This is a genomic window from Burkholderiaceae bacterium DAT-1 (assembly GCA_019084025.1).
In the GTDB taxonomy this organism is placed as follows: Bacteria; Pseudomonadota; Gammaproteobacteria; order Burkholderiales; family Chitinimonadaceae; genus DAT-1.
Window position 1 is genome coordinate 167,494 of the sequence record JAHRBI010000006.1, and the last position, 21,984, is coordinate 189,477.

Genomic DNA, 21,984 nt, shown 5'->3' on the forward strand with positions numbered 1-21,984 from the left:
CGACATTGTGTAAAACGCTGCTCGAATGGCTAGCGTCACTTGGCAGTTTGACCAAAACACTGAACAATGTCGCCCCTTGTCACATTTTTATGCATTCACCCATTGTGCATGCAATCGCCGGGAATTTCGTGCCATGCGTAAGCTAATCGCCCTCACTCTTATCGCCTCCTGCATCAGCTTGACAGCGCGGGCGGACGATCCGCCAACGGGTGCCGGTAGTCCTCGCGCGACAACACTGTCCGGCAAGTTACAAGATCAAGGCAATATGCTGGCGGATAAGCTGGACAGATTGTGCCAGCGGGTCACGCAAACCGGTTTTAATGCAGTACGCGCTTCCTGGCTAGATGTGCTGGGTACGTGGTACGAGTTATATGGCACACCGGTTCAACTCACGGATGCACCTATTTTCACCGGCGAGTCTGTCACCATTCCCGAAGTAGAAAGTGCGATCCGTGCAGCCAGCCAGGCTTCGATTCAGGAAGGGGCTCTGCCGCAGCCGAATGTCCGCGGCCTGACTGTGCTCGAATACCTGCTCTGGGGCGAAGATCGCCCGCTGGCGCAACTGGGTCGGATTCGCTTCAAACAACGATGCAACTACACAGAGCTGGTCGCCACCGAGCTGGCTAGTCAGGCCACTCGTTTGAATGACCTCCTTAGCTCAACCGGACCACTGCCCCGGCAGTCTGCTTTGATGCTGGTCAATGAACGAATTCTGGATTTGCGCGACAGGCTGCTGGCCTTAAGCGTAAACAACCCGATTGATCGCAGCAAGCAGGGCTGGTGGCGCAGTCGGCAAACCCGATTTGTTGCCCAGTCCATGGTGCGTGGTCTGACTGCTTCGCTTGTCACGGGACTCAACGGAAACGCACCTCTGCTCGCAAGCAGGCCAGATATGCTCGACGCAGCTCGCAGCGACCTTGCCAGCATCAGCACCGTGCTTGGCCGAATGGGGAACGATGGTCTGATGAGCAATGAAGATCAGGCTCAGGCATGGGCCGCCCTGACCCATCTGGCAGACCTCAGCAAAAGCCTGAGTGCGTCCTGATGCTGGAAAAGGAAACGCTGCCGGTTATCTATCACGATGACTGGCTGATCGCAGTACACAAGCCTTCTGGCCTGCTCGTTCACCGTAGCGAGATCGACCGCCACGAAACGCGCTTTGCGCTGCAGATCGTGCGCGACCAGATTGGCCGCCGCGTCAACGCCCTGCATCGGCTCGACAAAGGCACCTCGGGCATTCTGCTGTTTGCTTTTGATGCCGACATCACCCGCGTGATGTCGCAGGCATTCGAGCAGGGCAATATGCACAAGCGCTATCAAGCCATCGTGCGCGGCTGGCCGCCCGAATCCGGCGAAATCGACCACGCGCTGAGCCGCCCGAAAGATGAATATCTGGCGGCCCGCAACCCCGACGCCTGCGCCCCGCAGCCCGCCCTCACCCGCTACACCCGACTGGCCACCGCCACGCTGGACGTAATGATCGACCGTTACCCGCAGTCACGCTATGCACTGCTGGAACTGGAACCCGTCACAGGCCGCCGCCATCAACTGCGCCGCCACATGAAGCACATCGCCCACCCCATCATCGGCGACGCCACCTACGGCAAAGGCATTCACAATCGCTACTTTCAGACCGCGTTTGGTGTGAATCGTCTGTTGTTGGCGTGTACCGAGATGGGGTTTAATCATCCGGTGAGTGGGGAGCGGATAGAGCTGAAAGTGTCGCCGGCGGAGGATTTTATGGCGGTGGTGGCGGGGTTGGGGATGGATGAGGTTTAATATTTAAATTCACCACCATTCGTCACGCGCCTGGAGAACGATGTGCGAAGTTGATCGAGTTTCTATTCCATTACATATCGAATCTAAAATCTAAAACAATGATGTCACCGTCTTTTGCATTATCGATGCGAGGCGATAATACACATGATTCCTTAGCATTCGAAACACATACGCTAAACCACGGATCACTTCTAATTACGACGTAATTTTGAACGTACTCACCTAAACGATCATGAAATATTGTGCTTTCAGGTCCTGATACTATTTTTCCAACAATGTGATAAATAGCCCTTACATGATATTTTCCTTGGTTTTGCTGACCACCATACAACTCATTCGGCGCTTCAAGTTGAACCCCAAGCCTTTGTAACTCCATTAGAGTTTCTGAAGGAATAATTTCTTGATATGAACACTTCCATTTACTACACAACTCGCACTGACACTTATACGCGGGCATGCTCGGTTGGTTTTGTATTTGCTTAGTTCGCCCTAAGTGAACTGCTATTCTCCATTTAAAAAATGGAATTGTTGGACGACGTTTCATTAAATTACCTATCGAACAATAACTTGCCCATCCTGAACCTGCAGCCGACGCTGCGGCGACGCTTTACCCCTCCAACCTTTGAAAGGGAGGACCTTGGCCATTATCACGTTCAATATCGATATTTCCAAGAAGATCTTTGCACCCAATGGTGCAGTTAAAATAGGCACCGCAGTGCTGGTACCCCTCACCGATCCGCCGGATGATTCACCCCATCATTCACCGGCACATCCGGAATCAGAAATGGATTCACACCTTCTAGGCAGCCCACATTGAATCCATATTCCTCGGGATTGGATCGACGCTGGTGGTGGGTATAAATCCCGCAGATGCTGCAGAAGAAATGCTTCGCCGTATGCGTATTAAATTGATACAAACGCAGTACATCTTCCCCTTGCAGAATCCGGATACCCGACAGCTTGACCGATGCCACTATGGCGCCCTTACGACGGCAGATCGAGCAATCACAGCGGCGGGGCCGGTCGATGCCGTTGGGTAAATCCAGCTCCATGACGACAGCGCTGCAATGGCAGCTTGCACGGTGGATTGGCTGAATGCTTGTGTCACCGACCTGCTTGATCTGCATTAAATTTACGCCTCTATTTAATCCATTCCAGCAACCAAACCACCAAGGCCAGTAGATAAAGCACACTTGAGGCATGCATGAGCATGCCGTTTACCGTGCGCCAAATCAAGGCTGCCCGAATTGCTCGCTAAACGCTTTACGGAACCGCTGGTGGCATGCCAGACAATTTTGCTGGATGCTACCATAAGCCCGGATGACCGCTAAGCCATCACCCTTTTCTGCGGCCTCCGCCATTTCATGCGCTGCATTATGTGCATTCGTATCGAAGGATTTGAAAGTCGGTACATCCTTGCCCAGCCAGCCGAGAATGCGGAGCTTATCTGCGGCAATGGGTTCATCGTGCTGGGCAATGAGGGGTGCAAGTTGCGCGACTTTTACCCAGTCTTCGCGGGAAATGGCCGATGAAACTGCCTGCATATTGCTATCGAGTTTCAGCATGATGGTGCGCAGGCTGCCCGGTCGGGCGGGGGCATCTGCCACGGCGAGTCCGGGCAGGATCAATGCAGCCAATCCCGCTACCATCACGTGTTTGATCATGGATGTAGTCATACTGATTTCCTCTGGTTTAAATGTATTTGCGTGGTATTGCGCGAGCAGATGGGCGATGGCTCAGCCGTCTATGGGGCGCGCTTCACCCGCCTCTTCGTGGGTGACACCATCGCGGATGTGATAGATGCGCCGAAATGTCGGGATGATTTTCTCGTCATGAGTCACCACAATCACCGCTGTTTCATAGCGACGCGCCATGTCGTTGAGGATGCGGATCACAGAGAGCGCACGCACGGAATCGAGCGGCGCTGTGGGCTCGTCTGCCAGAATGACCGGGGGGCGATTCACGAGTCCGCGCGCAATGGCCACGCGCTGCTGCTCGCCGCCGGACAATCTCACGGGCATGGCCTCGGCGCGGTGCTGTACATCCAGCGCGGTCAGCAATTCCATTGCCTGTGCTCGGGCCTGTGCGTCTGGTATGCCTGCAAGCATGGGCAGCAAGGCGACGTTGTCCAGTACGTTCAGAAACGGAATCAAATAGGGTGCCTGAAACACAAAGCCGATCTTGTCCCGCCGCAATGCACGCAAATCACGTACTCGCCAACCCGAATCAAAGATCACCTCATCGCCCAGTCGCATGATGCCCTCGGTCGGATCGATGACCGCACCCAGACATTTCAGCAAGGTGCTTTTGCCCGAGCCGGACGGCCCAATCAGGCCCACCACTTCGCCGGGCTCAACGTGCAGATTGACTTCTTTTAACGCCAGCACAGCCGTATCGCCCTCGCCGTAGCGCTTGCTCAATCCTTCGATATGAATGCCTTTTCCGCGCATTTCAGCCTCCAATTGCTTCAGCGGGGTCTACTTTGAGCGCCATGCGAATGGCAACGAGGCTGGCCAGCATGCAGATCACCAGGACGATCGCTAGTCCAGCCAACGCATCCTGAGGCAGGAGCAGCACATATTTGGGAAAGGCGGGCGCCGCAAACGTGGCGGAAATCTTGCCGACCACAAAGCCGATGAGACCCAGCATCCACGCCTGCTGCAGAATCATCCACGCAATCGTGCGATTGCGCGTTCCGATCAATTTCAGCACCGCAATTTCTCGGATTTTGTCCATGGTGAGCGAGTAAATGATGAAGGCCACAATGGCAGCACTGACAAGGGCAAGAATCGCCAGAAACAAACCGATCTGGCGCGCGGAACTGGCGATCAGCTTGCCGACCAGAATGCGCTCCATGGCGCTGCGGTCGTATACCGTCAGGCGTTGCCAGCGCTCGATAGCTGTCCTGACGTGGTCATTCGCGGTGGCCGAATCCAGCCGGATCAGTACCGCATTCACCATCGAATTGGCAGTCTGACTTGCCAGAACCGACTTCATCACGCCCGGATTGCCCGGCACATTGAGCGCGGGATTGGCCTGTGTGCGCCGCCGCAGCTGCAATACGGCATCGTTATCCTTGAGAAACTGGGCCGCCTGCGCATCGCGCAGCGGGATAAAGATCATCGGATCACCACCGGAGGACACCATCCGGCGCGTCAGCCCGACCACCCGGTACAGATTGCGGCGAATGCGAATCTCATCCCCCAGCCGGAATCCCGAGGTGATATCTGCGACGGCTTCATAATGACTCCTCGCAACATGGCGGCCCGCCACCAGATAGGGAGGCCAGCCCGGGGTGCCGGGTTCACCCTGCGCGATCCCCACCACCATGGCACGTACTTCCTGCTCGCCTCTGGCCACCTGCATGGTGAGATAGGTAATACTGGCAACCTGCGATACGCCCTGCAGACTGCGCACGCTACGCCAGGTGTCGTCCGGAATACTGGAAGACTCGGCATACGGTCCGAGCGTATCCCGCTGTACCACCCACATGTCTGCACCGCTGTTATCCAGTAGCACTTTGCCGTCATCCACCATCCCGCGATACACCCCGGCCATGGTCAGGGTCACGCCAATCAATAGCCCGAGGCCGACGCCTGTAAAGAGAAACTTGCCCCAGGCATGCAGGATGTCCCTGCCTGCCAGGCTGATCATGATGGCACTCCCGGCAGCCGCGCATAGACACGTACGCCGTGTGGCCCGTTGATGGCTCGCTCGCTGTACACAACCACCTGCTCGCCTGCTTTCAGTCCCTGCTTCACCTGAACGAGTCCGTTCAGATCATGGCGCCCAGTCACAATCTGGCGGAATTCGATGCGGCCTTCGGTGTACACCCACACGCCGGTTACCCCTTTCCAGACCCGAATGGCAGCTTGTGGCATCACCGGCATGGCAGGTAACGGCGTTAGCGTCACGGTCACTTCGGCCAGCTCTCCCAGCACAAGATGTGCGGGCGTATGCGCAAACACCGCCTTGGCCATCATCTCTTCTGTCACCGCATCTGCACGGGGCTCGATACGCAGCAGCGAACCCGTGATTGCGCGATCTGGCTGCGAGCGCAAGGCAATGGAAGCAGGCAATCCCGCCTGCAAGCCCTCGGCACCATGCTGATCGAAGCGGACATCCACCCAGATACCGGCAGGATCGACAATATCGACCACCGACTGCCCCGCCACCACAGTCGTGCCCGGATCAGCATCGCGGCTGACGACGACGCCGCTTACCGGCGCCAGTAACTTGAGACTGCCCTGTTGCGCACCAAGCGCCTTGCGATCTGCGCGCACCCGACGCGCCTCCTGACGCGCAGCCGACAATCCCGCGCGTGCCACGTCCAGATCCTGCCTGCGCGCAGCAACCATTTCTTCTGACGCGCCTTTCATGGCCAGCAGCTTTTCATAGCGTTCAGCTTGCGTCGTTGCAAAGGCAAGTCGGGCTTCTGCCTGCTGTTCAGCGGCATCGGCGGCCAGAATGGCTGCGTCCAGTGCTTGCGCACGGTCCGCAAGATCTACCGCATCCATCTCGCCAATTTGCTGCCCTGCCTGCACAGTGTCTCCGACCTGAACATTCAGCCATTTCACCCGGCCCGGCACCGTTGGCCCCACCCGATGAGTTTGTCGCGCCTGTACCGTCCCCACGCCAAACAGTCCCGGCGTAATACTCGACTGCCTGACCTCGGCCACGGTAACCGCAATCGGCGCCAGCGGACCGGAGCGCAGCACCACAAATGCAAAGACGCCCAGCAACGGCACCACACCGGCCAGCAACATCCAGGTACGACGTGAAATGCTCGGCATCTTCATGACTGCACCTCCGTCAAACCGGCCTGCACACTGCGACGATAAAGATCAAACACGCCAGGTGCCTGACGGGTAATCAGCTCGATATCGCCTGCGATCATGGATTGCATGACCAAACCCTGAATCGACCCGATAAACAGCGCACTTGCCGCTTCGGGATTCAGATCTCTCCGCAGCTGGCCGGAGGCAATGCCATCTGCCAGCCAGCATTTCAGTCGCTTTCCATATTGCTGAATCAGGGTCTGAACCATCTTCTTGGGCAAGCTTTCACCGGGACGCTGCAGCTCACCGAATAGCATGCGGGGCACACCCGGATGCTCCACAACAAAGCTTGTATGCGCCATAAAGGCAGCCTCCAGCTTACCTAAGGGATGATCGATCGCATCGGTCGCACGATCAATCCGGGCCAGCAGGCGATCGGCTACCCAGCCCATCACCGCTTCCAGAATCGCATCCTTACTGGGGAAATGACGAAACAGTGCACCCTGCGTCAGTCCCATGTGCTTGGCAATGGCCGCAGTGGTGATATCGCCGGGATTCTGACCGGCAGCAAGGTCCACCACTGCTTCGATGGTTGCTGCTTTGCGCTCGTCTGCCGGGAGATGTTTTGCGTGGCCGTTCATACCCTTGCCCCAATAAAGTGAGTAATTGATTACTATCTTATCAGAATCAGGATAAAATGCGCGACACGATAGATCACAATTGATCAGCGGTTGGAATGACAGGAGAAAGATGATGACAACACTCGCCCGACAGCTAGGGCTCGATCTGGTCAGACAGGTTGTGGAAACGTTTTATGCGCGCGTACAGGTGCACCCGGCCTTGTCCCGCCCCTTCTCGGTGGTCGATGACTGGCCGGCGCATATCGATCATCTCACCCATTTCTGGTGGGTGACATTGGGAGGCGAACGCTATCTGGATTATCGCTACGATGTGGCAAACAAGCATATGTCAGCCGGATTCACGCCTGACTTGCTGATCGATTGGCTCGACCTGTTTACCACCACGCTCACCGACATGCTGCCGGATGAACAGGCTGAAGCATGGATCGCCCACGCCCGCCGCATTGGCGAATCACTGAAACTAATGCACCAGTACAGTCAGCCCGATCATCGACCAGGCTAACTAACCTCACACCTTTGGCAACCTGAAATCCTGCCTGTGACCGATCAACCGTGCCGCCAGACACACTGCAAACAGCCCCCACACCAGCGTCGGGCCATTCAGGTGAAAAGCCATGTGGGCGATATACAGGCTGGCCGCCGCCAGAATCGACACCGTGCCATAGAAATCCTTGTGCAGGATAAAGGGCACGTCGTTCACCATCATGTCGCGCACAATGCCGCCACCAACAGCCGAGACAAAGCCCACCAGCAGCACACCGAATAGATTGAGTTCGTACTGCATTCCCACTTCGGCGCCGGCCAGACTAAACGCGACTAGCCCGATGGAATCGGCGACAATAAAGATACGATACGCTGCCGCGCCATAGCCTTTGTGCATGCGCAAGAGCCAGGCCAGTGCCAGCGTGGTGAAGATAATGTAGAGCGGTTCGGCATGATGAAAAATCACCGGAATCCGGTTCAGCATCACATCGCGGATGATCCCGCCGCCAATCGCCGTCAGCAGCGACACAATCACAATCCCGAGCAGATCGAACTTCTTTTTAACGCCCAGCAGATAGCCCGACAGCGAAAACGCGGCGGTCCCCACCAGATACAACCAGTCCATATCAAATAGCCATTTACCGGCCAGTGACGCCCATTCATTCAGTTCAATCATTCGGCCACATCTCCGCCCGCAGCTGCATCCACTGCTGTCCAGTTCAATACCGGACCTAAGTCTGCCGGATTCACACTCACCAGAAAACCACGCTTGCCGCCATTCACGAAGATACGTGGCAGATCAAGAATGCTGCGCTCTACATACACCGGCATGGCTTTTTTGGTACCCAGTGGACTGGTCCCGCCCACCAGATAGCCCGAATGCTTATTTGCGATGTCGGGGGCGCAGGGATCGATATGCTTGCGGCCGGTTTGGCGGGCGAGATTGCGGGTGGAGACTTCACGGTCGCCATGCATCAGCACAATCAACGGCTGCTTGCGTTCGTCTTCCATCACCAGTGTTTTGACGACGATATGCTCATCCACACCCAGCTGGCGGGCAGATTCGGCAGTACCGCCTTTTTCCACGTAATCGTAAAGATGCGGTTCGAAGGCAATTTTATGGGTACGCAAGACGCGGATGGCCTGCGTCACCGGGGCTTTTTCCTGACTCATACTGTATTTCCGTGCGTGAAGGCGTACAATACCCGATCATTTTACTCGGGTATATCCCTATTGGTGGTATGGGCATGTCGCGCTGGGATTCTTGTACATTCTCTCATTCTCTGGGCGATCTGGGTGCACGCTTTTCGCAGCGCGTCGATCCAACGCCAATCGACAATCCTACACTGTCACTCTGGAACGAGGCGCTCGCTGCCGACATTGGCCTGCCCGCCGACATCCATACTGACGCCAGTACCGCGATGCTGCTCGGCGGCAGCGCCCTGCCCGAGTCGACCCACACCCGCGCCAGCGTGTATGCAGGCCACCAGTTTGGTGTATTTGCCGGGCAACTGGGAGACGGTCGTGCATTGCTGCTAGGCGAGCTGAATGGCTACGAGCTTCAGCTAAAAGGTGCAGGCCCCACGCCCTACTCACGCCGGGCCGATGGTCGCGCCGTGTTGCGCTCCAGCATCCGCGAATATCTGTGCTCGGAAGCCATGCACGCAATGGGTATCCCCACCACCCGCGCACTGGCACTGGTCAGCAGCCCGGAAATTGTCTGGCGCGAGCGGGCGGAAACCGCTGCAGTCGTCACACGTGTTGCCCCGACCTTCCTGCGTTTCGGCCACTTCGAGATGCAGTACTACCGTCGCGACCATGATGCGCTCAAAGCACTGGCGGATTATGCAATCGCGCGCTGGTTTCCGGCATGCCTGAATGCAGCCAATCCCTATCAGGCCATGCTGGACGAGGTGATCAGCCGTACCGCGCAACTCATTGCGCAATGGCAGGCGGTGGGCTTTTGTCACGGCGTGATGAACTCGGACAATATGAGCCTGATCGGCCTGACGATTGATTACGGCCCGTTTGGCTTTCTCGATCATTTTGATGCGGGCCACATCTGCAATCACTCCGACCATCAGGGCCGCTACCGCTGGGAGGGTCAGCCAGAAGCCGGACTCTTCAATCTGCATTGTCTGGCGCAGGCTTTGCTGCCGCTGCTGGACCGCGATGTCACGCTGGCCGCGCTGCAATCCTTCCAGCCGCAGTTTGAAGCTGCGATGATGGCGCAATTCCGGCGCAAGCTTGGCTTAATGCTTGAGGAAGACAGCGACTGGCCGCTGCTGATTGATCTGCTGAACCTGATGCAGACCTCGCGTACTGACTGGACGATTTTCTGGCGGGTGCTGAGCCATGAAGGGGTGGCTGGCGTGCGTGATATGTTCATCGACCGCGTAGCGTTTGATGTCTGGGCTGATCGCTATGAATCGCGGTTGGTGATTGAATCTGTACCAGCGTCTACCCGGCAAACCGCCATGCTGGCCGCCAATCCGGCCTATGTATTGCGTAACTGGATGGCCGAAGAAGCGATTCAGGCGGCGGAACAAGGCGATTTCAGCGTCGCTAAGCAAATCGAGCTGCTCTTGCGGACTCCGTTTACCGAGCAAGCTGGCATGGCACGCTTTGCAGCCCTCCCGCCGGATTGGGCGAAGGAGATTAGTGTGTCGTGTTCGTCATAGAGCACACATAAACCCTCCCCCCTGCAAGTGTCAATTCTGCCATCTAGGAGCCAAACCTGAATCTCCATAGTGTATCGCCTGTTCTTGATCTCCCAACGAGCAATACATTAACTGGATACAGGAGTTTCCCATGCGTTCTGACACACGCAGCTTAGGCGCGTCCATTTTGGCGCTAACGCTACTATCAACCGCACACGCTCGCCCCGTTGACGGTTGGCTGAGGGTCACAGCAGCCTTCTCGCCAAACAATGCAGTGGCTGGCCAGAGTGTGACATTCAATTATTCTGTTCTGAGCGACGCAGGTGATCCAGAGTGCTCGGTTTCAGGCATTCCCGGCTACAACGGTGCGGACAGTAGTTACACATTTACGGCCGCATCCAGTCTCACCGCACGGATTACCTGCACAGATAGCTCGATGACACGCTCGGTCAGCGCAAACCTGACGGTACAAGCAGGGAATCCGGCGCCAACAGTGAGTGTGGGATACTCACCCAGCGCCATTTATACAGGGCAATCGTCGACGCTGAGCTGGAGCTCGCAATACGCAACCAGCTGCAGCAGCACGGGCAGTGCATCGATCAGCAGCACCTCCGGTAGCCAGTCGGTTACACCAAGCAGCAATCAATCCGTGACAGTGACCTGTAGCGGTCCCGGTGGCAGTAATTCCCAAACTGCAAACCTGACAGTATCACCACCGCCACCACCCGCTCCCACCGTGATAGTCATACCGACACCATCCACGCTGTGGGGACCGGGTTGGGTGACCTTTGCCAATATCGTTCAGAATGCGACCAACTGCGGTGGTTCCGCCATGGGGATGCAATACGTCACCATGTCGCAAATGTTCATGCTGACATGTAGCGGTCCTGGCGGTTCTACCACCGGGATCGGCTGGGTGACGGTCTTCCCACCGATTGGCGGAAACAGCGTCGCGCCGCAAACCACACCAACCTTGCCTGCAGCCGAAAAGGCGCCGAATCTGATGCCGCTTGGTATCAGCTTGAAGAGCAAGTCCATGAGCTTCTTCCGTCCAGACTTGAATGGCGACGGATTAAAAGATCTGATCGTATTCGATTCGTCTTCCCGAACAGCTTACGTATTGCTTAACCGGAACGGCAGCTTCCCGCGCATTGACAAGACCATCCCCCATATCAATGCCCTGCAATCCATCCGGTCGGTCACCGTACCACCTGTTGATGGCCATGCAATTTCGGTCAGCACCGACAAGTAATAGTCAGAAGCTTGATCAGTAAGGCCGCAATCGCCCCTGAGTACTTTCAGGGGCTTTTTCAGATGTGTTACTGGCTGCCTGGCATCCAGCGTGCATTATGCCTGCGCTACCCCATGCCAATGCTTGGCACCAATCAGAATGAAGCGAAGCTTGTCTTCTAGCAGGCGCGCAGCACTTCGGCCATCGGGGAGCTGGTTGGGCGAGGGATTGGTCAGTTCGGGCAGCGCGGAAAATACCGTTTTGACGATCAGATCAGCCACAACGGTCAGATCCGCATGACGCAAATGACGCAGACGGTTGCCTTCACCCAGATCATGCATCAAATCCACCACGAACAGCTGCTGCATATTGCTGATGGCATCGCGTACTACCGGCGAACCACCGAACTGTTCACGCGCCAGAAACAGAAACAGGGCACGATGTGCCTGCACGAAATCGACAAAAATCTGTACCGAGGCACTGATCGCCCCACGTCGCTCCAGCTGATCGCGGCGCACTAGACGGATCGCTTCCCGGAATGTCGTCCCCACCTGATCCACCAGCGCCAGTCCGAGGCTATCCATATCCGGAAAATGCCGGTAAAAGCCCGCGGGGACGATGCCGGCCTGCTTGGTCACTTCTCGCATGCTGAGCGCAGCCATCCCGCAGCCATCTGCCATCAGCTCCAGTGCGGCTTGCAGTAGAGCTTGACGGGTGTGTTCCTTCTTTTCGGCGCGGATGGTGGGCGTGGATCGGGTCAGCAAAAGGCCAGCAATCTGTTCATATAGTATGGTTCGATGGTAGGCCAAATTTTCATTTCAGTAAACAAGTGTTGACCGAAAGCCTTTTTAGTGGCAAATTAGTAAACACATGTTTACTGAAAAATTTCGTCGTGTCGCTACTGCCCACTTTTGTTGTTAACCGGATTCTTCCGCTCCTGAGCCCGGTCAGACGTGCCATGCTCAATGGCTGGATCCGCGAAGATGTCTTCGATTTCTACGGCCGCCTCCTCCATCCGCAACTTCATCTGCGCCGCGTGTTTGCGCGCGTGATCGCACGTCGCCTGTCCGGCGATGCTACGGTTGTCCTGACCCTTGCGCCCAGTCGCAATTGGGCGGGCGTGCAGGCCGGTCAGCATATCGGCGTATCTATCGAACACAATGGCATCCGCCATACCCGCCGCTACAGCCCAACTGCAATCACCGCAAACACACTCGAAATCGCGGTGAAGCGCCTATCCGGTGGTGAGGTGTCCAATCTGCTGCATGATGCAGTCAAAGTTGGTGACTATCTCGAACTGGATGCGGCTCAGGGTGACTTTGTGCTGGCTGCAACCGTCCAGCCCAAGCTATTACTGCTGGCGGCCGGCGCCGGGATCACGCCGGTGATTTCGCTGGTGCGTCAGTTGATTGCCTGCAAGTACGCGGGCGATATCGACCTGCTCTACTATGGCCACACCCGCGAAAATCTCGCCTTCGTAGATGAACTGAATGCGCTCGCCAGCACTAAGCTGCGCGTGCATATCCTCATTACCGGTAGCACTGATAGTCAGCCCGCACCGGCCACCCGTATCACGGGCGAACAACTCGCAGCCCTCGTGCCTGATGCGGCTGATCGCCATGCCTACGCCTGTGGCTCGCATGGCTTTGTCACGGCCTGCGATCGCGCCCTGACACACGTGGGCGGTCAGCTGCATATTCACGAGGCCTTCAGCCCGCCAACCTGGTCATTCGAAGATGATCAGCCGGTGACGCTGACGCTGGCACGCAGCAGACAGGAAAAAGCCGCTCGCACCGGCGGTACGCTGCTCACCCAGCTGGAAGCGATGGGTCTGAAGCCTGCCAGTGGCTGCCGCATGGGGATTTGCAATACCTGCAGCTGCAAGAAGAACAGCGGTGCCGTGCGCGATCTGCGTACCGGACTCGTCTCCACCGAACCTAACGATACGATCCGACTGTGCATTTCCGCACCGGTCGGCGACGTCAACCTTGAACTCTGACCTATCATGACGACGATTCATAACCGTGTACTGACGCCGGAAGAATACCAACGTTTTGCCGATGAAATGGATGGCATCCGTAACCGCGTACTGGCTGATCTGGGCGAAGCGGATGCCCGCTACATCCGCCGCATCCGTCTGGCCGTGCGCCTCACGGGTGCCGCAGGCCGTATCCTGCTGATGATCGGCTTTTTCCTGCCGACTTGGATTGCCGGTGCCGTGCTGCTGGGTCTATCCAAGATTCTGGACAATATGGAACTGGGTCACAATGTGATGCATGGCCAGTATGACTGGATGAACGATCCCGAGCTCAAAGGCCTGACCTTTGAATGGGATCATGGCTGTACCGCCGAAGCCTGGCGGCGCACCCACAATTTCCAGCATCACACCTATACCAATGTGCTCGGAAAAGACCACGATATTGGCTATGGCACCGTGCGTGTATTTGCCGAACAGCGCTGGCGCAAATTCTACCTGCTCCAGCCGCTGTGGGCTTTCCTGCAGGCTGTATTCTTCCAGATGGCCATTGCGGTATTTGACCTGAAACTAGATCGCCTGCTGCGCGGCCGCATCAAGGGCGAGGAAATCCAGACCAAGCTGATTCCGTTCCGCCGCAAGCTGATCCGTACCTTTGCCAAGGATTATCTGCTGTTCCCCTTGCTGGCAGGCCCCAACTTCCTCGCCGTTCTGTGCGGTAATCTGGTTGCCAACCTGATCCGCAATATCTGGACGTTTGTGGTGATTTTCTGCGGTCACTTCACGCAGGATGCCGAAGTATTTCCGATCTCCTGCCTGGATAATGAGAGCAAGGGTCAGTGGTATGTACGCCAGTTGCGCGGTTCGTCCAATCTAAGCGGCAGTAAGCTTCTGCATATCATGACCGGCAATCTGAGCCACCAGATCGAACATCATCTGTTCCCGGATATTCCGGCGCGCCGCTACGGCATGATTGCGCCGGAAGTGCGCGAAGTCTGTGCACGCTATGGTCAGCACTACAATACCGGCTCGTTCCCGCGCCAGTTCTTTACAGTGATGGTTCGGATTTTCCGCCATGCATTTCCGAGCCGACCGCCGCGTCGCCAGACCAAAGTTCAGCCGGCTTGATCAATTAGCGAGACTGCAAAGGCATCTGAATCAGGTGCCTTTTTCATTTGTGCCACACCTGCCGGAACTGACGATTGACCTGCGTTCATGCTTCCTTGAGTATGGCGACCACTATCAGATATTCCGGAGGAATAGATGCGCCTCATCGCATCCTTGCTGGGCCTCGCGCTCGTCAGCCCCGACGCACTGGCAGATGTTCATATCCAGTTCAAGCGTCTATCCGAGAAGGTTATCGAGGTCAGCTACTCACCGACCACCGCCTGCAGTGAACTGACATTCGACAAACCCGGAAAGAACGATCCACATCTTCGCGAGGGCTGGCAATCCTCCACACCGTGTGCAACGCTGGATGGCGATACCATTCATTTCAATGGCGATGCCTGCAGAAAGGCCACCTTTAAGGTGCCGGTATCCTCGGCCATGATTCATGGTTATTACCCTGCGTTTCCGATTGCAGGCGGTGTATGGATTCATACAAGCAACTATGTGACGGATCAGCGCTGTGGCGCGGCGCACTACACCTTCCTCGCTCCCGCAGTGGCTGCTGAAGGCAAGATTCAACGACAGCGCGCCACGCTCAAATGGGATAACCGCGACCATACCGCTGCTTTATTGCTGCCAGCCTTGCCGCCACCATCGAAAGGCGTGCCCATCTGGATTGACCCGGCGCTCCCCCAGGAAACCCGCACCTTGATCCGTGAAGTGGCAAATGGCACCGTTGATTATCTGCGGGCCCGATTGCCTGATGCCCCGTTTCATATGCCGATCTTATCCGCTGCAGGTATCCAGAATGGTGGCACTACGCGAGTAGATGGGAATGGCGGAGATGTGCTGCGACTTGCACTCTACAACTGGCCCGCCTCACCGGATAAGGATGCACGCAATCAAACCACCCATCTTGTCGCGCATGAATTCAGCCACGAATTTCAGACTTTTCCGGACGCAAAGAAATATCCGGATGAGCGTCTGATTCATGAAGGCGGCGCAGAGTTCATGCAATGGATGGTTCACATCAAGCACGGATGGTTGAGCAAAGAGACTGCTGCACAGTATCTGAACGATGCGCTGGGTGACTGCATGCTCGCCACAGGCAATTTGCCGTGGGCAAGCGTTAGCGCTCAAACCAAATCATCAGAACGACTAGCATATCGCTGCGGGCTACCAGCCTATGTGCTGGCAATGGCGGCAAGTTCGGACGCGGACACCCCGTTTCAGCGGCTCAATGCATTTTATAAACGCATGCAATCAAGTGAATTGCCAGATTTCGCACAGGTCGTGGAGTGTGGTGGCAATGCGGCGTGTCAGCCAAAGTGGTTACCATTGTTGCTGGGTGATCAGATGGTGATGCGAGAGGTCTGGGCACAGCTGGCCACGGAAACCGGACTGCTAAAGCCTGCATCGGCCGGCCAGGCACAGATTAATAGTATGATCATAACCGCAGTAGGTGAACTGATGACTGAAGATTGCGGGCATCGCGACATGTACCCGGCTCCTGACGGCATCCTGCTCGATGGTGATCAGCGATGCAGACATCTGGCCGGCAAGCACTATGCCAGCAAGATTGGCGGCGAACCCCTGTTCGCAAGCGATAAGGCCCTGCAAGCCTTGATCCACTCCTGCAAACAATCTCTTCAAGTCACGGTTGAAATGAAAGATGGAACGCGCATGAATCTAGCGTGCAGCAAGCCCTACCAGCCGCTTCAATCGTTTTATCAGGTGGACATGGATCGCGTACTGGCGATTCTCAAACCTTAATATGTAAACATTTTTGTTTACATAAAATCCTGTCCGGCGTAAGCTCAATGCACTACCGGACAGGAGCCGCTTATGTCGCAATACAATCGCCTGCTAGTACTCACCGCTTGCTTCGTGTCCATCCTGTCGACCATTGGAGCGGCACTCCCTTATCCCATTCTTGCCCCCTTGTTTGCCGATGGCAGCATCAACGGCCTGAATCAGTTTGCAGGCCTGCCACCCAAGCTATTACTGGGCATTGCTTTGGCCGTCAATCCGCTGGGGCTTTTGCTCGGATCGATCATGCTCGGCCCCCTATCCGATCGGTACGGACGCAGGCCACTGCTGCTGTTCACGACGTTTTCGTCTGCAGTTGGTCATGCATTTACGCTATGGGCTTTGCTGGCACAGCATTACCCCCTGTTTGTTCTGGCTCGCTTTGTGACAGGTTTGAATGAAGGCAACACCGCGATTGCACGGGCGATGCTTGCGGATCATATGGAAGGCGATGCGCGTACGCGTGCTTTCGCCTGGCTAAATGGCGCGGCCTATGCTGGCTGGCTGCTTGGCCCGGCGCTGGCGGGTGCAACCGTCCACTGGGGGAATGAGGTGCCCTTTGCAATTGCTGCAGTCATTCTATTTTTTACATGGATTATGGGATGGTTTGCCTTTCCGCATCATGCGCCTCAAAGATCAGGCAGCGGCGGCATTTGGGCAACGATTCGCGATCGCCACTCATTCTCGCTTCTGGCACACCGCGACATCCGCACACTGTTTCTACTTCAGTTTGCCTATACCTTTGGTGTCTTCACCTTCTATGAGTTTTATCCGCTGTGGCTGGTGGAATTTGCGCATATGGGCGCACAGGGCATTTCTATCCTCACCGCAGCCTTATGTCTGGTCATGACCAGTGTTTCCGTCTTCTTGGGCAGGCAGCTGATACCCGATATGCATGCCGCTCACCTATCGCGGTTAGCCGCGCTAACAGGATTGCTGATTTTAGCAATGGTGCTCACAAGTCCGATGGTTGGCATGATCGCACTGGTGGCATTTGGCATTCCCAATTCCCTGTATCAGAGTGTGATGCCGGTCCTGTGCGCCGAACGTTTCGGCGAGCACGGCCAGGGCGCCGTCATGGGACTGCTTGGAGCCACCGCCAGTATTGCCAATGTCGCAGCGGCACTGGTGGGGGCTGGCATCACGTTGCTCGATAGCCGGGCCATGTTGGCGCTGGGTGCGCTGGCTTGCCTCATTGCGGCACGAGGCCTGGGACCTTGGGTGACGGCACGTTCACAGCCCGCGATGCATGGGAGTACTTCATGAACAACGATCTTGAATACCGTTTACTGCTTGAATTAAAAACTCGTGGGCCCATGACAACGCAGCAACTGGCGGACATCCTTGGCCTGACCTCGATGGGCGCACGACGACAACTGGAGGCCGCCACTGCAGATGGACTGGTGTGCTTTGCCGAACACGCAGCGGCCAAAGGGCGCCCCGCGCGCTGGTGGTCACTTACGGAGGCCGCGCACGGGCGCTTTCCGGATCGCCATAGCGATTTGCTGAATACGCTGTTTACCCACATTCAGGCTCAGCTCGGGCCAGCCGCCATGGAGTCCATTATTGGTGCGCGGGAGCAGGACATGCGTACGCAGTATGCAGATCAGCTATCCGGCCAGCACACGCTTGGCGACAAGGTTATGGCACTGGCTTCCCTGCGTAGCCTGGAAGGCTATATGGCGGAAGCAAGGCCCGATCAGTCCGACTGGCTGCTTATCGAGCACCATTGTCCAATTTGCGCGGCAGCACGCGCGTGCCAATCATTCTGCCGTAGTGAGCTCGCACTCTTTCGGGATCTGCTGCCAGAAGCGCATGTGGAGCGTGAATCACATTTACTAAACGACGGGCAACGCTGCGTTTACCGGATAAGCCCCATTTCCGGCTGCTAATTAAGGCACAGGCACTGCAATACCGCGCACCCTGCCGCGCAACTGCGCCGCATGCGGGGTGAGTGGGCTATGGAATCGCCGGATACCCGACCAACCCGACCCGTCAAAATACAGGCGATGAATCACGGGAACTGGCATCCCCTGCGCGAGTATGCGCCAGCCATTTGGTGGGCTGATTCGGGTGCCAGACACCGTGAAGCCGTACCCTGCCGCCCCGCCCTTCCTTACATCACTTGCGGCCGAACGATCCAGCACCAGATCCATGAATGTCTCCTGCTTGCTCACTGTTATTTGAATGCAGCACGGCTACGACATAAAACGGTCGCCACACATTCAATTTATCTCAGCAAATCATGCAAGACTTTGATCAAAAACAGACTTTTCGCACAATCCATGCAGCCTTCATTATGATGTTGCATCTACTCATACCCACCGTCGACCATATGACAAATGTCATGTCCAAGTCGTGACGCTTTGCACTGATTTCCCTCGCGAATGACCTTCATACTGCATCCCATCGACAGTCTGGATATCAACCGAGGAGAACGACATCATGCGCAGCACCACTTCCAGCTTTTGCTCCACCCCACGTTACATCGCCATCATTGTCGGCGTGATTGCTGCGTTAGGTTCGCAGTCACGCGCCGACACTACCCTGATCCGCAATGTGGATGTCTTTGATGGCAACAGCCTGCACAAAAACCGTAACGTCCTGATCAAGGATGGCAAGATTGCACATGATAACTACAAGGGCAAGACACCTGCCGGCGCCCGCGAAACAGGTTGCCAGCCCTGTACTCTGATGCCCGGCCTGATTGACAGCCATGTGCATGCCTTTGCCAACCGTGATCTGACGCTGCTATCCGGTGTCACCACCCAGCTCGATATGTTCATGCACCCGGATATGATGACCGGTATCAAGTCCAAAATGAAAGCGGGCACCCTGACGGATGAGGCTGATCTGTTCAGTGCCGGGATTCTGGCTACCGCCCCGGAAGGCCATGGCACCGAGTATGGTTTCGCCATTCCAACCATTACAGCCCCCGAACAGGCTGATGCATTCGTGAAAGCGCGGATTGCCGAGGGGTCGGACTACATCAAGATCGTGTACGACGACGGCCATGCCTACAAGATGGAGATGCATACCATCGACAAGGCCACGCTCAAGGCACTGATTGATGCCGCACACAAGCATGGCAAGCAGGCAGTGATTCACATCGGCTCGCTCGAAGGGGCACGGGACGCCGTCGAATGCGGCGCGGACGGATTGGTTCACCTGTTTGTTGATCAAGCCGCAGATCCTGCTTTTGTGAAACTGGCTGCAGAGAAAAAAGTATTCATTGTGCCAACGTGGACCGTGTATGAGGGCTTCTCTGGCCGCGCAGCGGGCAAATCACTTTCACAGGCACCCGCGCTCGAAGGCCTGCTGGATGCCACACAGCTCAACGTAATCAATCGGAGCAATGGTGCAGATCGCGCAGCCAAACTGGACGAAAAGATGTCCGCATCGATTCGCGCACTCAATGCGGCCGGCGTACCCATTCTCGCAGGCACCGATTCTGGTAACCCCGGAACCATCCCGGGGGTGTCGTTGCATCGCGAAATCGAGTTACTGGTTCAAGGTGGCCTGACGCCAACTCAGGCACTGAGCGCAGCGACTGCGGGACCCGCCAAAGCGTTTCATTTAAATGACCGTGGCCGCATCGCCAAGGGGCTGAAGGCAGATTTGCTACTGGTTAAGGGTGATCCGACCCGGAATATTCTGGCTACTCGCGACATCGTTGAGGTATGGAAAGATGGCGTCAGCAAGGAATCGCTGCGTCAGGCACGCCTGTCCAGCATCGCCAAGACACGTCTGGAAGCCGCTAGCCGGGTTGCCACGCCCCTGCCTGCAGATGGCAAGATGCTGAACATTGTGGATGGCAAAATCGTATCGCCATTTGGTAAGGGCTGGGACATCAGCACCGATGTGGTCGTGGGAGGTGCATCCACGGCATCGCTGAGCGCAACTATGGATGCCCTGCGCGTCAGCGGTGAGGTAAAAGCCGGCAAGAGTCTGTCATGGAGCGGTGCGGCCTTTTACCCGGGCTCTGCCCCCTATCAACCTGCTGATCTGGCTGCCGCAGATGCCATCCGGTTTAAGATCAAGGGGGATGGCAAACAGTACACGTTGCTGGCCTATCACAAGGCAGCCGGATTCATGCCTGCTTTCACCCAATTCAAGACCAGCACCGACTGGGAAGAGAAAATCATTCCGTTCAACCAGCTGTCGGGCTTTGTGGCGAGTGAGGCAAGTGGATTCGGTATCGTGTCCTACGGTACGCCGGGCGCCTACCAGTTCGATATCAAGGACGTGGAATTGATCAAACGCGGTAGCTAATCCACCAGGCGGGTGTGCCAAATCACACACCCGCGCTAGCCGGAATGCATGTCAGGCAAGGGTGTGGCATGCTCCGGGCTCATCAAGGAAACCTTCATCATGCAAGACGTCCGTCAGAAAATGGTTCCCACCGGCAGAATGCAGTGCTGGATTTCACTGTTCTTTCTATTGTTTGTGGGCATGCCTTTTATCAGCGACAACTTTATGTCGCCGCTCAACCAGTGGTCCGGACTGGTCTCCATTCTTGCTTGCATCGCCTATGTGCCGATGCACTTTGCTTCCTACCGGATTCGCGATTCGCGTACGCTTTACCTGATCACCCTGGCCACTTTCCTGATCGGCGCCCTCGCGCTACCGTTCAATTGGGCGTGCTACACCTTCTTCATTTACGCCTGCTTTATCGGTGGCGATTTTTTCAGCCGCAAAGAACGAATCGCGCAATTTCTTCTGGTGAATATCGGCAGCTGGGGTGTGTACTCGCTGCTCAATGTATGGCTTGGCTATCCGATCATTCAAGGATTCGTGACCTTTACCGCAGGCCTGGGGATTTGGTCGGAATTCGAGCGTAAACAGAAGCTGATCAAGGTTGCAGAACTGGAAATCGCGCAGGAACGCATGGCCAAATCTGCCGATCGCGATCGTATCGCCCGCGATATGCACGATCTATTGGGTCATACCCTGTCGATGATTGCACTGAAGGCCGAACTGGCCAGCAAACTGGCTGAGCGCGAACCCGCCCGCGCTGCAACAGAGAGCGCAGAAGTGGCTGCGATTGCCCGTGAAGCACTGACACAGGTTCGTCAGGCCATTCTGGGATTGAAATCAGTCAGTCTGATTGAAGCGGTACGCCAGAGTGAAGCAACCCTGACAGCAGCAGGCATTACCCACCATTTCACGGTTCAACCCATTGCATCTCTCGATGCCGCATCCGAGCATGCACTGGCGCAAACATTGACAGAATCCATCACCAACATCATTCGCCATAGCGGCGCAAGCGAGGTGTGGATCAGCGTGACGCAGGATTCACACGATGTGGTCCTTCAGGTGCGCGACAATGGCAAAGCGGTCGCAGGTAGCATCAAGGAGGGCAATGGTCTGAGCGGCATGCGCCAGCGGCTTGCCTCCGTGGATGGCGAATTGAAAATCGTGGTCGAACACGGGATGCAACTCCGTGCGTCTCTGCGCAGCAAATTAGCGACGTAATACATGCCAGAAAACAAGGCGCAATTGACTCTGATACACTCCC

The 21,984-nt window shown here is 56.3% G+C and carries 23 protein-coding genes; 12 read left to right on the forward strand and 11 right to left on the reverse strand.

Going from position 1 to position 21,984, the window contains the following annotated elements; all coding sequences use genetic code 11:
* Nucleotides 1–133 precede the first annotated feature (133 nt).
* Both KSF73_13885 and KSF73_13890 read left to right on the forward strand, forming a co-directional pair.
* Complete coding sequence (locus tag KSF73_13885; protein MBV1776802.1) at nucleotides 134–1,045, forward strand: hypothetical protein; 912 nt, start codon at nucleotides 134–136, stop codon at nucleotides 1,043–1,045.
* Complete coding sequence (locus KSF73_13890; protein MBV1776803.1) at nucleotides 1,045–1,779, forward strand: pseudouridine synthase; 735 nt, start codon at nucleotides 1,045–1,047, stop codon at nucleotides 1,777–1,779. The genes KSF73_13885 and KSF73_13890 overlap by 1 nt, the downstream gene beginning before the upstream one ends.
* 70 nt (nucleotides 1,780–1,849) lie before the next feature.
* Here KSF73_13890 and KSF73_13895 read toward each other — a convergent pair whose 3' ends face one another.
* The 7 genes from KSF73_13895 to KSF73_13925 all read right to left on the reverse strand — a co-directional run bounded on the left by KSF73_13895 (nucleotide 1,850) and on the right by KSF73_13925 (nucleotide 7,198).
* Nucleotides 1,850–2,323 (reverse strand): hypothetical protein, encoded by a 474-nt coding sequence (locus KSF73_13895; protein ID MBV1776804.1) that lies wholly within the window; start codon nucleotides 2,321–2,323, stop codon nucleotides 1,850–1,852.
* Between the two features lie 184 nt (nucleotides 2,324–2,507).
* Nucleotides 2,508–2,906, reverse strand: a complete 399-nt coding sequence (locus tag KSF73_13900; GenBank protein MBV1776805.1) for a GFA family protein — start codon at nucleotides 2,904–2,906, stop codon at nucleotides 2,508–2,510.
* 105 nt (nucleotides 2,907–3,011) lie between these two features.
* Nucleotides 3,012–3,323, reverse strand: coding sequence for a cytochrome c (locus KSF73_13905; protein ID MBV1776806.1), 312 nt, complete (start codon nucleotides 3,321–3,323; stop codon nucleotides 3,012–3,014).
* Between the two features lie 192 nt (nucleotides 3,324–3,515).
* Nucleotides 3,516–4,229 (reverse strand): ABC transporter ATP-binding protein, encoded by a 714-nt coding sequence (locus KSF73_13910; GenBank protein MBV1776807.1) that lies wholly within the window; start codon nucleotides 4,227–4,229, stop codon nucleotides 3,516–3,518.
* Nucleotide 4,230: 1 nt separating this feature from the next.
* Nucleotides 4,231–5,433 carry an ABC transporter permease gene (locus KSF73_13915; GenBank protein MBV1776808.1) on the reverse strand — a complete coding sequence of 401 codons (1,203 nt, stop codon included), beginning with the start codon at nucleotides 5,431–5,433 and terminating at the stop codon, nucleotides 4,231–4,233.
* Nucleotides 5,430–6,578 (reverse strand): efflux RND transporter periplasmic adaptor subunit, encoded by a 1,149-nt coding sequence (locus tag KSF73_13920; protein MBV1776809.1) that lies wholly within the window; start codon nucleotides 6,576–6,578, stop codon nucleotides 5,430–5,432. Before KSF73_13920 ends, KSF73_13915 begins: the two co-directional genes overlap by 4 nt.
* The gene (locus KSF73_13925; GenBank protein MBV1776810.1) at nucleotides 6,575–7,198 is read right to left on the reverse strand and encodes a TetR/AcrR family transcriptional regulator; all 624 of its coding nucleotides are present in this window, start codon (nucleotides 7,196–7,198) and stop codon (nucleotides 6,575–6,577) included. Before KSF73_13925 ends, KSF73_13920 begins: the two co-directional genes overlap by 4 nt.
* A 112-nt stretch (nucleotides 7,199–7,310) precedes the next feature.
* Between KSF73_13925 and KSF73_13930 the strand changes: the two genes are divergently transcribed.
* Nucleotides 7,311–7,700 (forward strand): group III truncated hemoglobin, encoded by a 390-nt coding sequence (locus KSF73_13930; protein MBV1776811.1) that lies wholly within the window; start codon nucleotides 7,311–7,313, stop codon nucleotides 7,698–7,700.
* 6 nt (nucleotides 7,701–7,706) lie between these two features.
* Here the strand turns inward: KSF73_13930 and KSF73_13935 are convergent, their stop codons facing one another.
* Both KSF73_13935 and ybaK read right to left on the reverse strand, forming a co-directional pair.
* Nucleotides 7,707–8,357: a TRIC cation channel family protein gene (locus KSF73_13935; GenBank protein ID MBV1776812.1), complete on the reverse strand. Its 651-nt coding sequence runs from the start codon at nucleotides 8,355–8,357 to the stop codon at nucleotides 7,707–7,709.
* Nucleotides 8,354–8,854, reverse strand: coding sequence for a Cys-tRNA(Pro) deacylase (gene ybaK, locus KSF73_13940; protein ID MBV1776813.1), 501 nt, complete (start codon nucleotides 8,852–8,854; stop codon nucleotides 8,354–8,356). The genes KSF73_13935 and ybaK overlap by 4 nt, the downstream gene beginning before the upstream one ends.
* 68 nt (nucleotides 8,855–8,922) lie before the next feature.
* On the opposite strand from ybaK, the gene KSF73_13945 reads away from it, so the two are divergent.
* Both KSF73_13945 and KSF73_13950 read left to right on the forward strand, forming a co-directional pair.
* Nucleotides 8,923–10,362 carry a YdiU family protein gene (locus KSF73_13945; protein ID MBV1776814.1) on the forward strand — a complete coding sequence of 480 codons (1,440 nt, stop codon included), beginning with the start codon at nucleotides 8,923–8,925 and terminating at the stop codon, nucleotides 10,360–10,362.
* 130 nt (nucleotides 10,363–10,492) lie between these two features.
* Entirely contained in the window at nucleotides 10,493–11,593 is a 1,101-nt protein-coding gene (locus KSF73_13950; protein ID MBV1776815.1) for a VCBS repeat-containing protein, read from the forward strand.
* Between the two features lie 95 nt (nucleotides 11,594–11,688).
* Here the strand turns inward: KSF73_13950 and KSF73_13955 are convergent, their stop codons facing one another.
* Entirely contained in the window at nucleotides 11,689–12,252 is a 564-nt protein-coding gene (locus tag KSF73_13955) for a TetR family transcriptional regulator (GenBank protein ID MBV1776816.1), read from the reverse strand.
* 212 nt (nucleotides 12,253–12,464) lie between these two features.
* Here KSF73_13955 and KSF73_13960 point away from each other — a divergent pair, with 212 nt between their 5' ends.
* The 5 genes from KSF73_13960 (at nucleotide 12,465) to KSF73_13980 (ending at nucleotide 18,358) form a co-directional block, all read left to right on the forward strand.
* Nucleotides 12,465–13,571: an iron-sulfur cluster-binding domain-containing protein gene (locus tag KSF73_13960; protein ID MBV1776817.1), complete on the forward strand. Its 1,107-nt coding sequence runs from the start codon at nucleotides 12,465–12,467 to the stop codon at nucleotides 13,569–13,571.
* 6 nt (nucleotides 13,572–13,577) lie between these two features.
* Complete coding sequence (locus KSF73_13965) at nucleotides 13,578–14,675, forward strand: acyl-CoA desaturase (protein MBV1776818.1); 1,098 nt, start codon at nucleotides 13,578–13,580, stop codon at nucleotides 14,673–14,675.
* A gap of 135 nt (nucleotides 14,676–14,810) precedes the next feature.
* Nucleotides 14,811–16,430 (forward strand): hypothetical protein, encoded by a 1,620-nt coding sequence (locus tag KSF73_13970; protein ID MBV1776819.1) that lies wholly within the window; start codon nucleotides 14,811–14,813, stop codon nucleotides 16,428–16,430.
* A 72-nt stretch (nucleotides 16,431–16,502) separates the two neighbouring features.
* Complete coding sequence (locus KSF73_13975) at nucleotides 16,503–17,732, forward strand: MFS transporter (protein ID MBV1776820.1); 1,230 nt, start codon at nucleotides 16,503–16,505, stop codon at nucleotides 17,730–17,732.
* Complete coding sequence (locus KSF73_13980) at nucleotides 17,729–18,358, forward strand: transcriptional regulator (protein ID MBV1776821.1); 630 nt, start codon at nucleotides 17,729–17,731, stop codon at nucleotides 18,356–18,358. Before KSF73_13975 ends, KSF73_13980 begins: the two co-directional genes overlap by 4 nt.
* Here KSF73_13980 and KSF73_13985 read toward each other — a convergent pair whose 3' ends face one another.
* Nucleotides 18,359–18,622, reverse strand: a complete 264-nt coding sequence (locus KSF73_13985; protein ID MBV1776822.1) for a hypothetical protein — start codon at nucleotides 18,620–18,622, stop codon at nucleotides 18,359–18,361.
* 289 nt (nucleotides 18,623–18,911) lie between these two features.
* On the opposite strand from KSF73_13985, the gene KSF73_13990 reads away from it, so the two are divergent.
* Both KSF73_13990 and KSF73_13995 read left to right on the forward strand, forming a co-directional pair.
* Entirely contained in the window at nucleotides 18,912–20,738 is a 1,827-nt protein-coding gene (locus KSF73_13990; GenBank protein MBV1776823.1) for a CIA30 family protein, read from the forward strand.
* Between the two features lie 99 nt (nucleotides 20,739–20,837).
* Nucleotides 20,838–21,941 (forward strand): sensor histidine kinase, encoded by a 1,104-nt coding sequence (locus KSF73_13995; GenBank protein MBV1776824.1) that lies wholly within the window; start codon nucleotides 20,838–20,840, stop codon nucleotides 21,939–21,941.
* Nucleotides 21,942–21,984 lie beyond the last annotated feature (43 nt).

Coding starts and splice junctions, on each gene's coding strand:
- KSF73_13885 (MBV1776802.1), top strand. CDS start 134: ATGCGTAAGCTAATCGCCCTCACTCTTATCGCCTCCTGCATCAGCTTG.
- KSF73_13890 (MBV1776803.1), top strand. CDS start 1,045: ATGCTGGAAAAGGAAACGCTGCCGGTTATCTATCACGATGACTGGCTG.
- KSF73_13895 (MBV1776804.1), bottom strand. CDS start 2,323: ATGAAACGTCGTCCAACAATTCCATTTTTTAAATGGAGAATAGCAGTT.
- KSF73_13900 (MBV1776805.1), bottom strand. CDS start 2,906: ATGCAGATCAAGCAGGTCGGTGACACAAGCATTCAGCCAATCCACCGT.
- KSF73_13905 (MBV1776806.1), bottom strand. CDS start 3,323: ATGCAGGCAGTTTCATCGGCCATTTCCCGCGAAGACTGGGTAAAAGTC.
- KSF73_13910 (MBV1776807.1), bottom strand. CDS start 4,229: ATGCGCGGAAAAGGCATTCATATCGAAGGATTGAGCAAGCGCTACGGC.
- KSF73_13915 (MBV1776808.1), bottom strand. CDS start 5,433: ATGATCAGCCTGGCAGGCAGGGACATCCTGCATGCCTGGGGCAAGTTT.
- KSF73_13920 (MBV1776809.1), bottom strand. CDS start 6,578: ATGAAGATGCCGAGCATTTCACGTCGTACCTGGATGTTGCTGGCCGGT.
- KSF73_13925 (MBV1776810.1), bottom strand. CDS start 7,198: ATGAACGGCCACGCAAAACATCTCCCGGCAGACGAGCGCAAAGCAGCA.
- KSF73_13930 (MBV1776811.1), top strand. CDS start 7,311: ATGACAACACTCGCCCGACAGCTAGGGCTCGATCTGGTCAGACAGGTT.
- KSF73_13935 (MBV1776812.1), bottom strand. CDS start 8,357: ATGATTGAACTGAATGAATGGGCGTCACTGGCCGGTAAATGGCTATTT.
- ybaK (MBV1776813.1), bottom strand. CDS start 8,854: ATGAGTCAGGAAAAAGCCCCGGTGACGCAGGCCATCCGCGTCTTGCGT.
- KSF73_13945 (MBV1776814.1), top strand. CDS start 8,923: ATGGGCATGTCGCGCTGGGATTCTTGTACATTCTCTCATTCTCTGGGC.
- KSF73_13950 (MBV1776815.1), top strand. CDS start 10,493: ATGCGTTCTGACACACGCAGCTTAGGCGCGTCCATTTTGGCGCTAACG.
- KSF73_13955 (MBV1776816.1), bottom strand. CDS start 12,252: ATGGCAGATGGCTGCGGGATGGCTGCGCTCAGCATGCGAGAAGTGACC.
- KSF73_13965 (MBV1776818.1), top strand. CDS start 13,578: ATGACGACGATTCATAACCGTGTACTGACGCCGGAAGAATACCAACGT.
- KSF73_13970 (MBV1776819.1), top strand. CDS start 14,811: ATGCGCCTCATCGCATCCTTGCTGGGCCTCGCGCTCGTCAGCCCCGAC.
- KSF73_13975 (MBV1776820.1), top strand. CDS start 16,503: ATGTCGCAATACAATCGCCTGCTAGTACTCACCGCTTGCTTCGTGTCC.
- KSF73_13980 (MBV1776821.1), top strand. CDS start 17,729: ATGAACAACGATCTTGAATACCGTTTACTGCTTGAATTAAAAACTCGT.
- KSF73_13985 (MBV1776822.1), bottom strand. CDS start 18,622: ATGGATCTGGTGCTGGATCGTTCGGCCGCAAGTGATGTAAGGAAGGGC.
- KSF73_13990 (MBV1776823.1), top strand. CDS start 18,912: ATGCGCAGCACCACTTCCAGCTTTTGCTCCACCCCACGTTACATCGCC.
- KSF73_13995 (MBV1776824.1), top strand. CDS start 20,838: ATGCAAGACGTCCGTCAGAAAATGGTTCCCACCGGCAGAATGCAGTGC.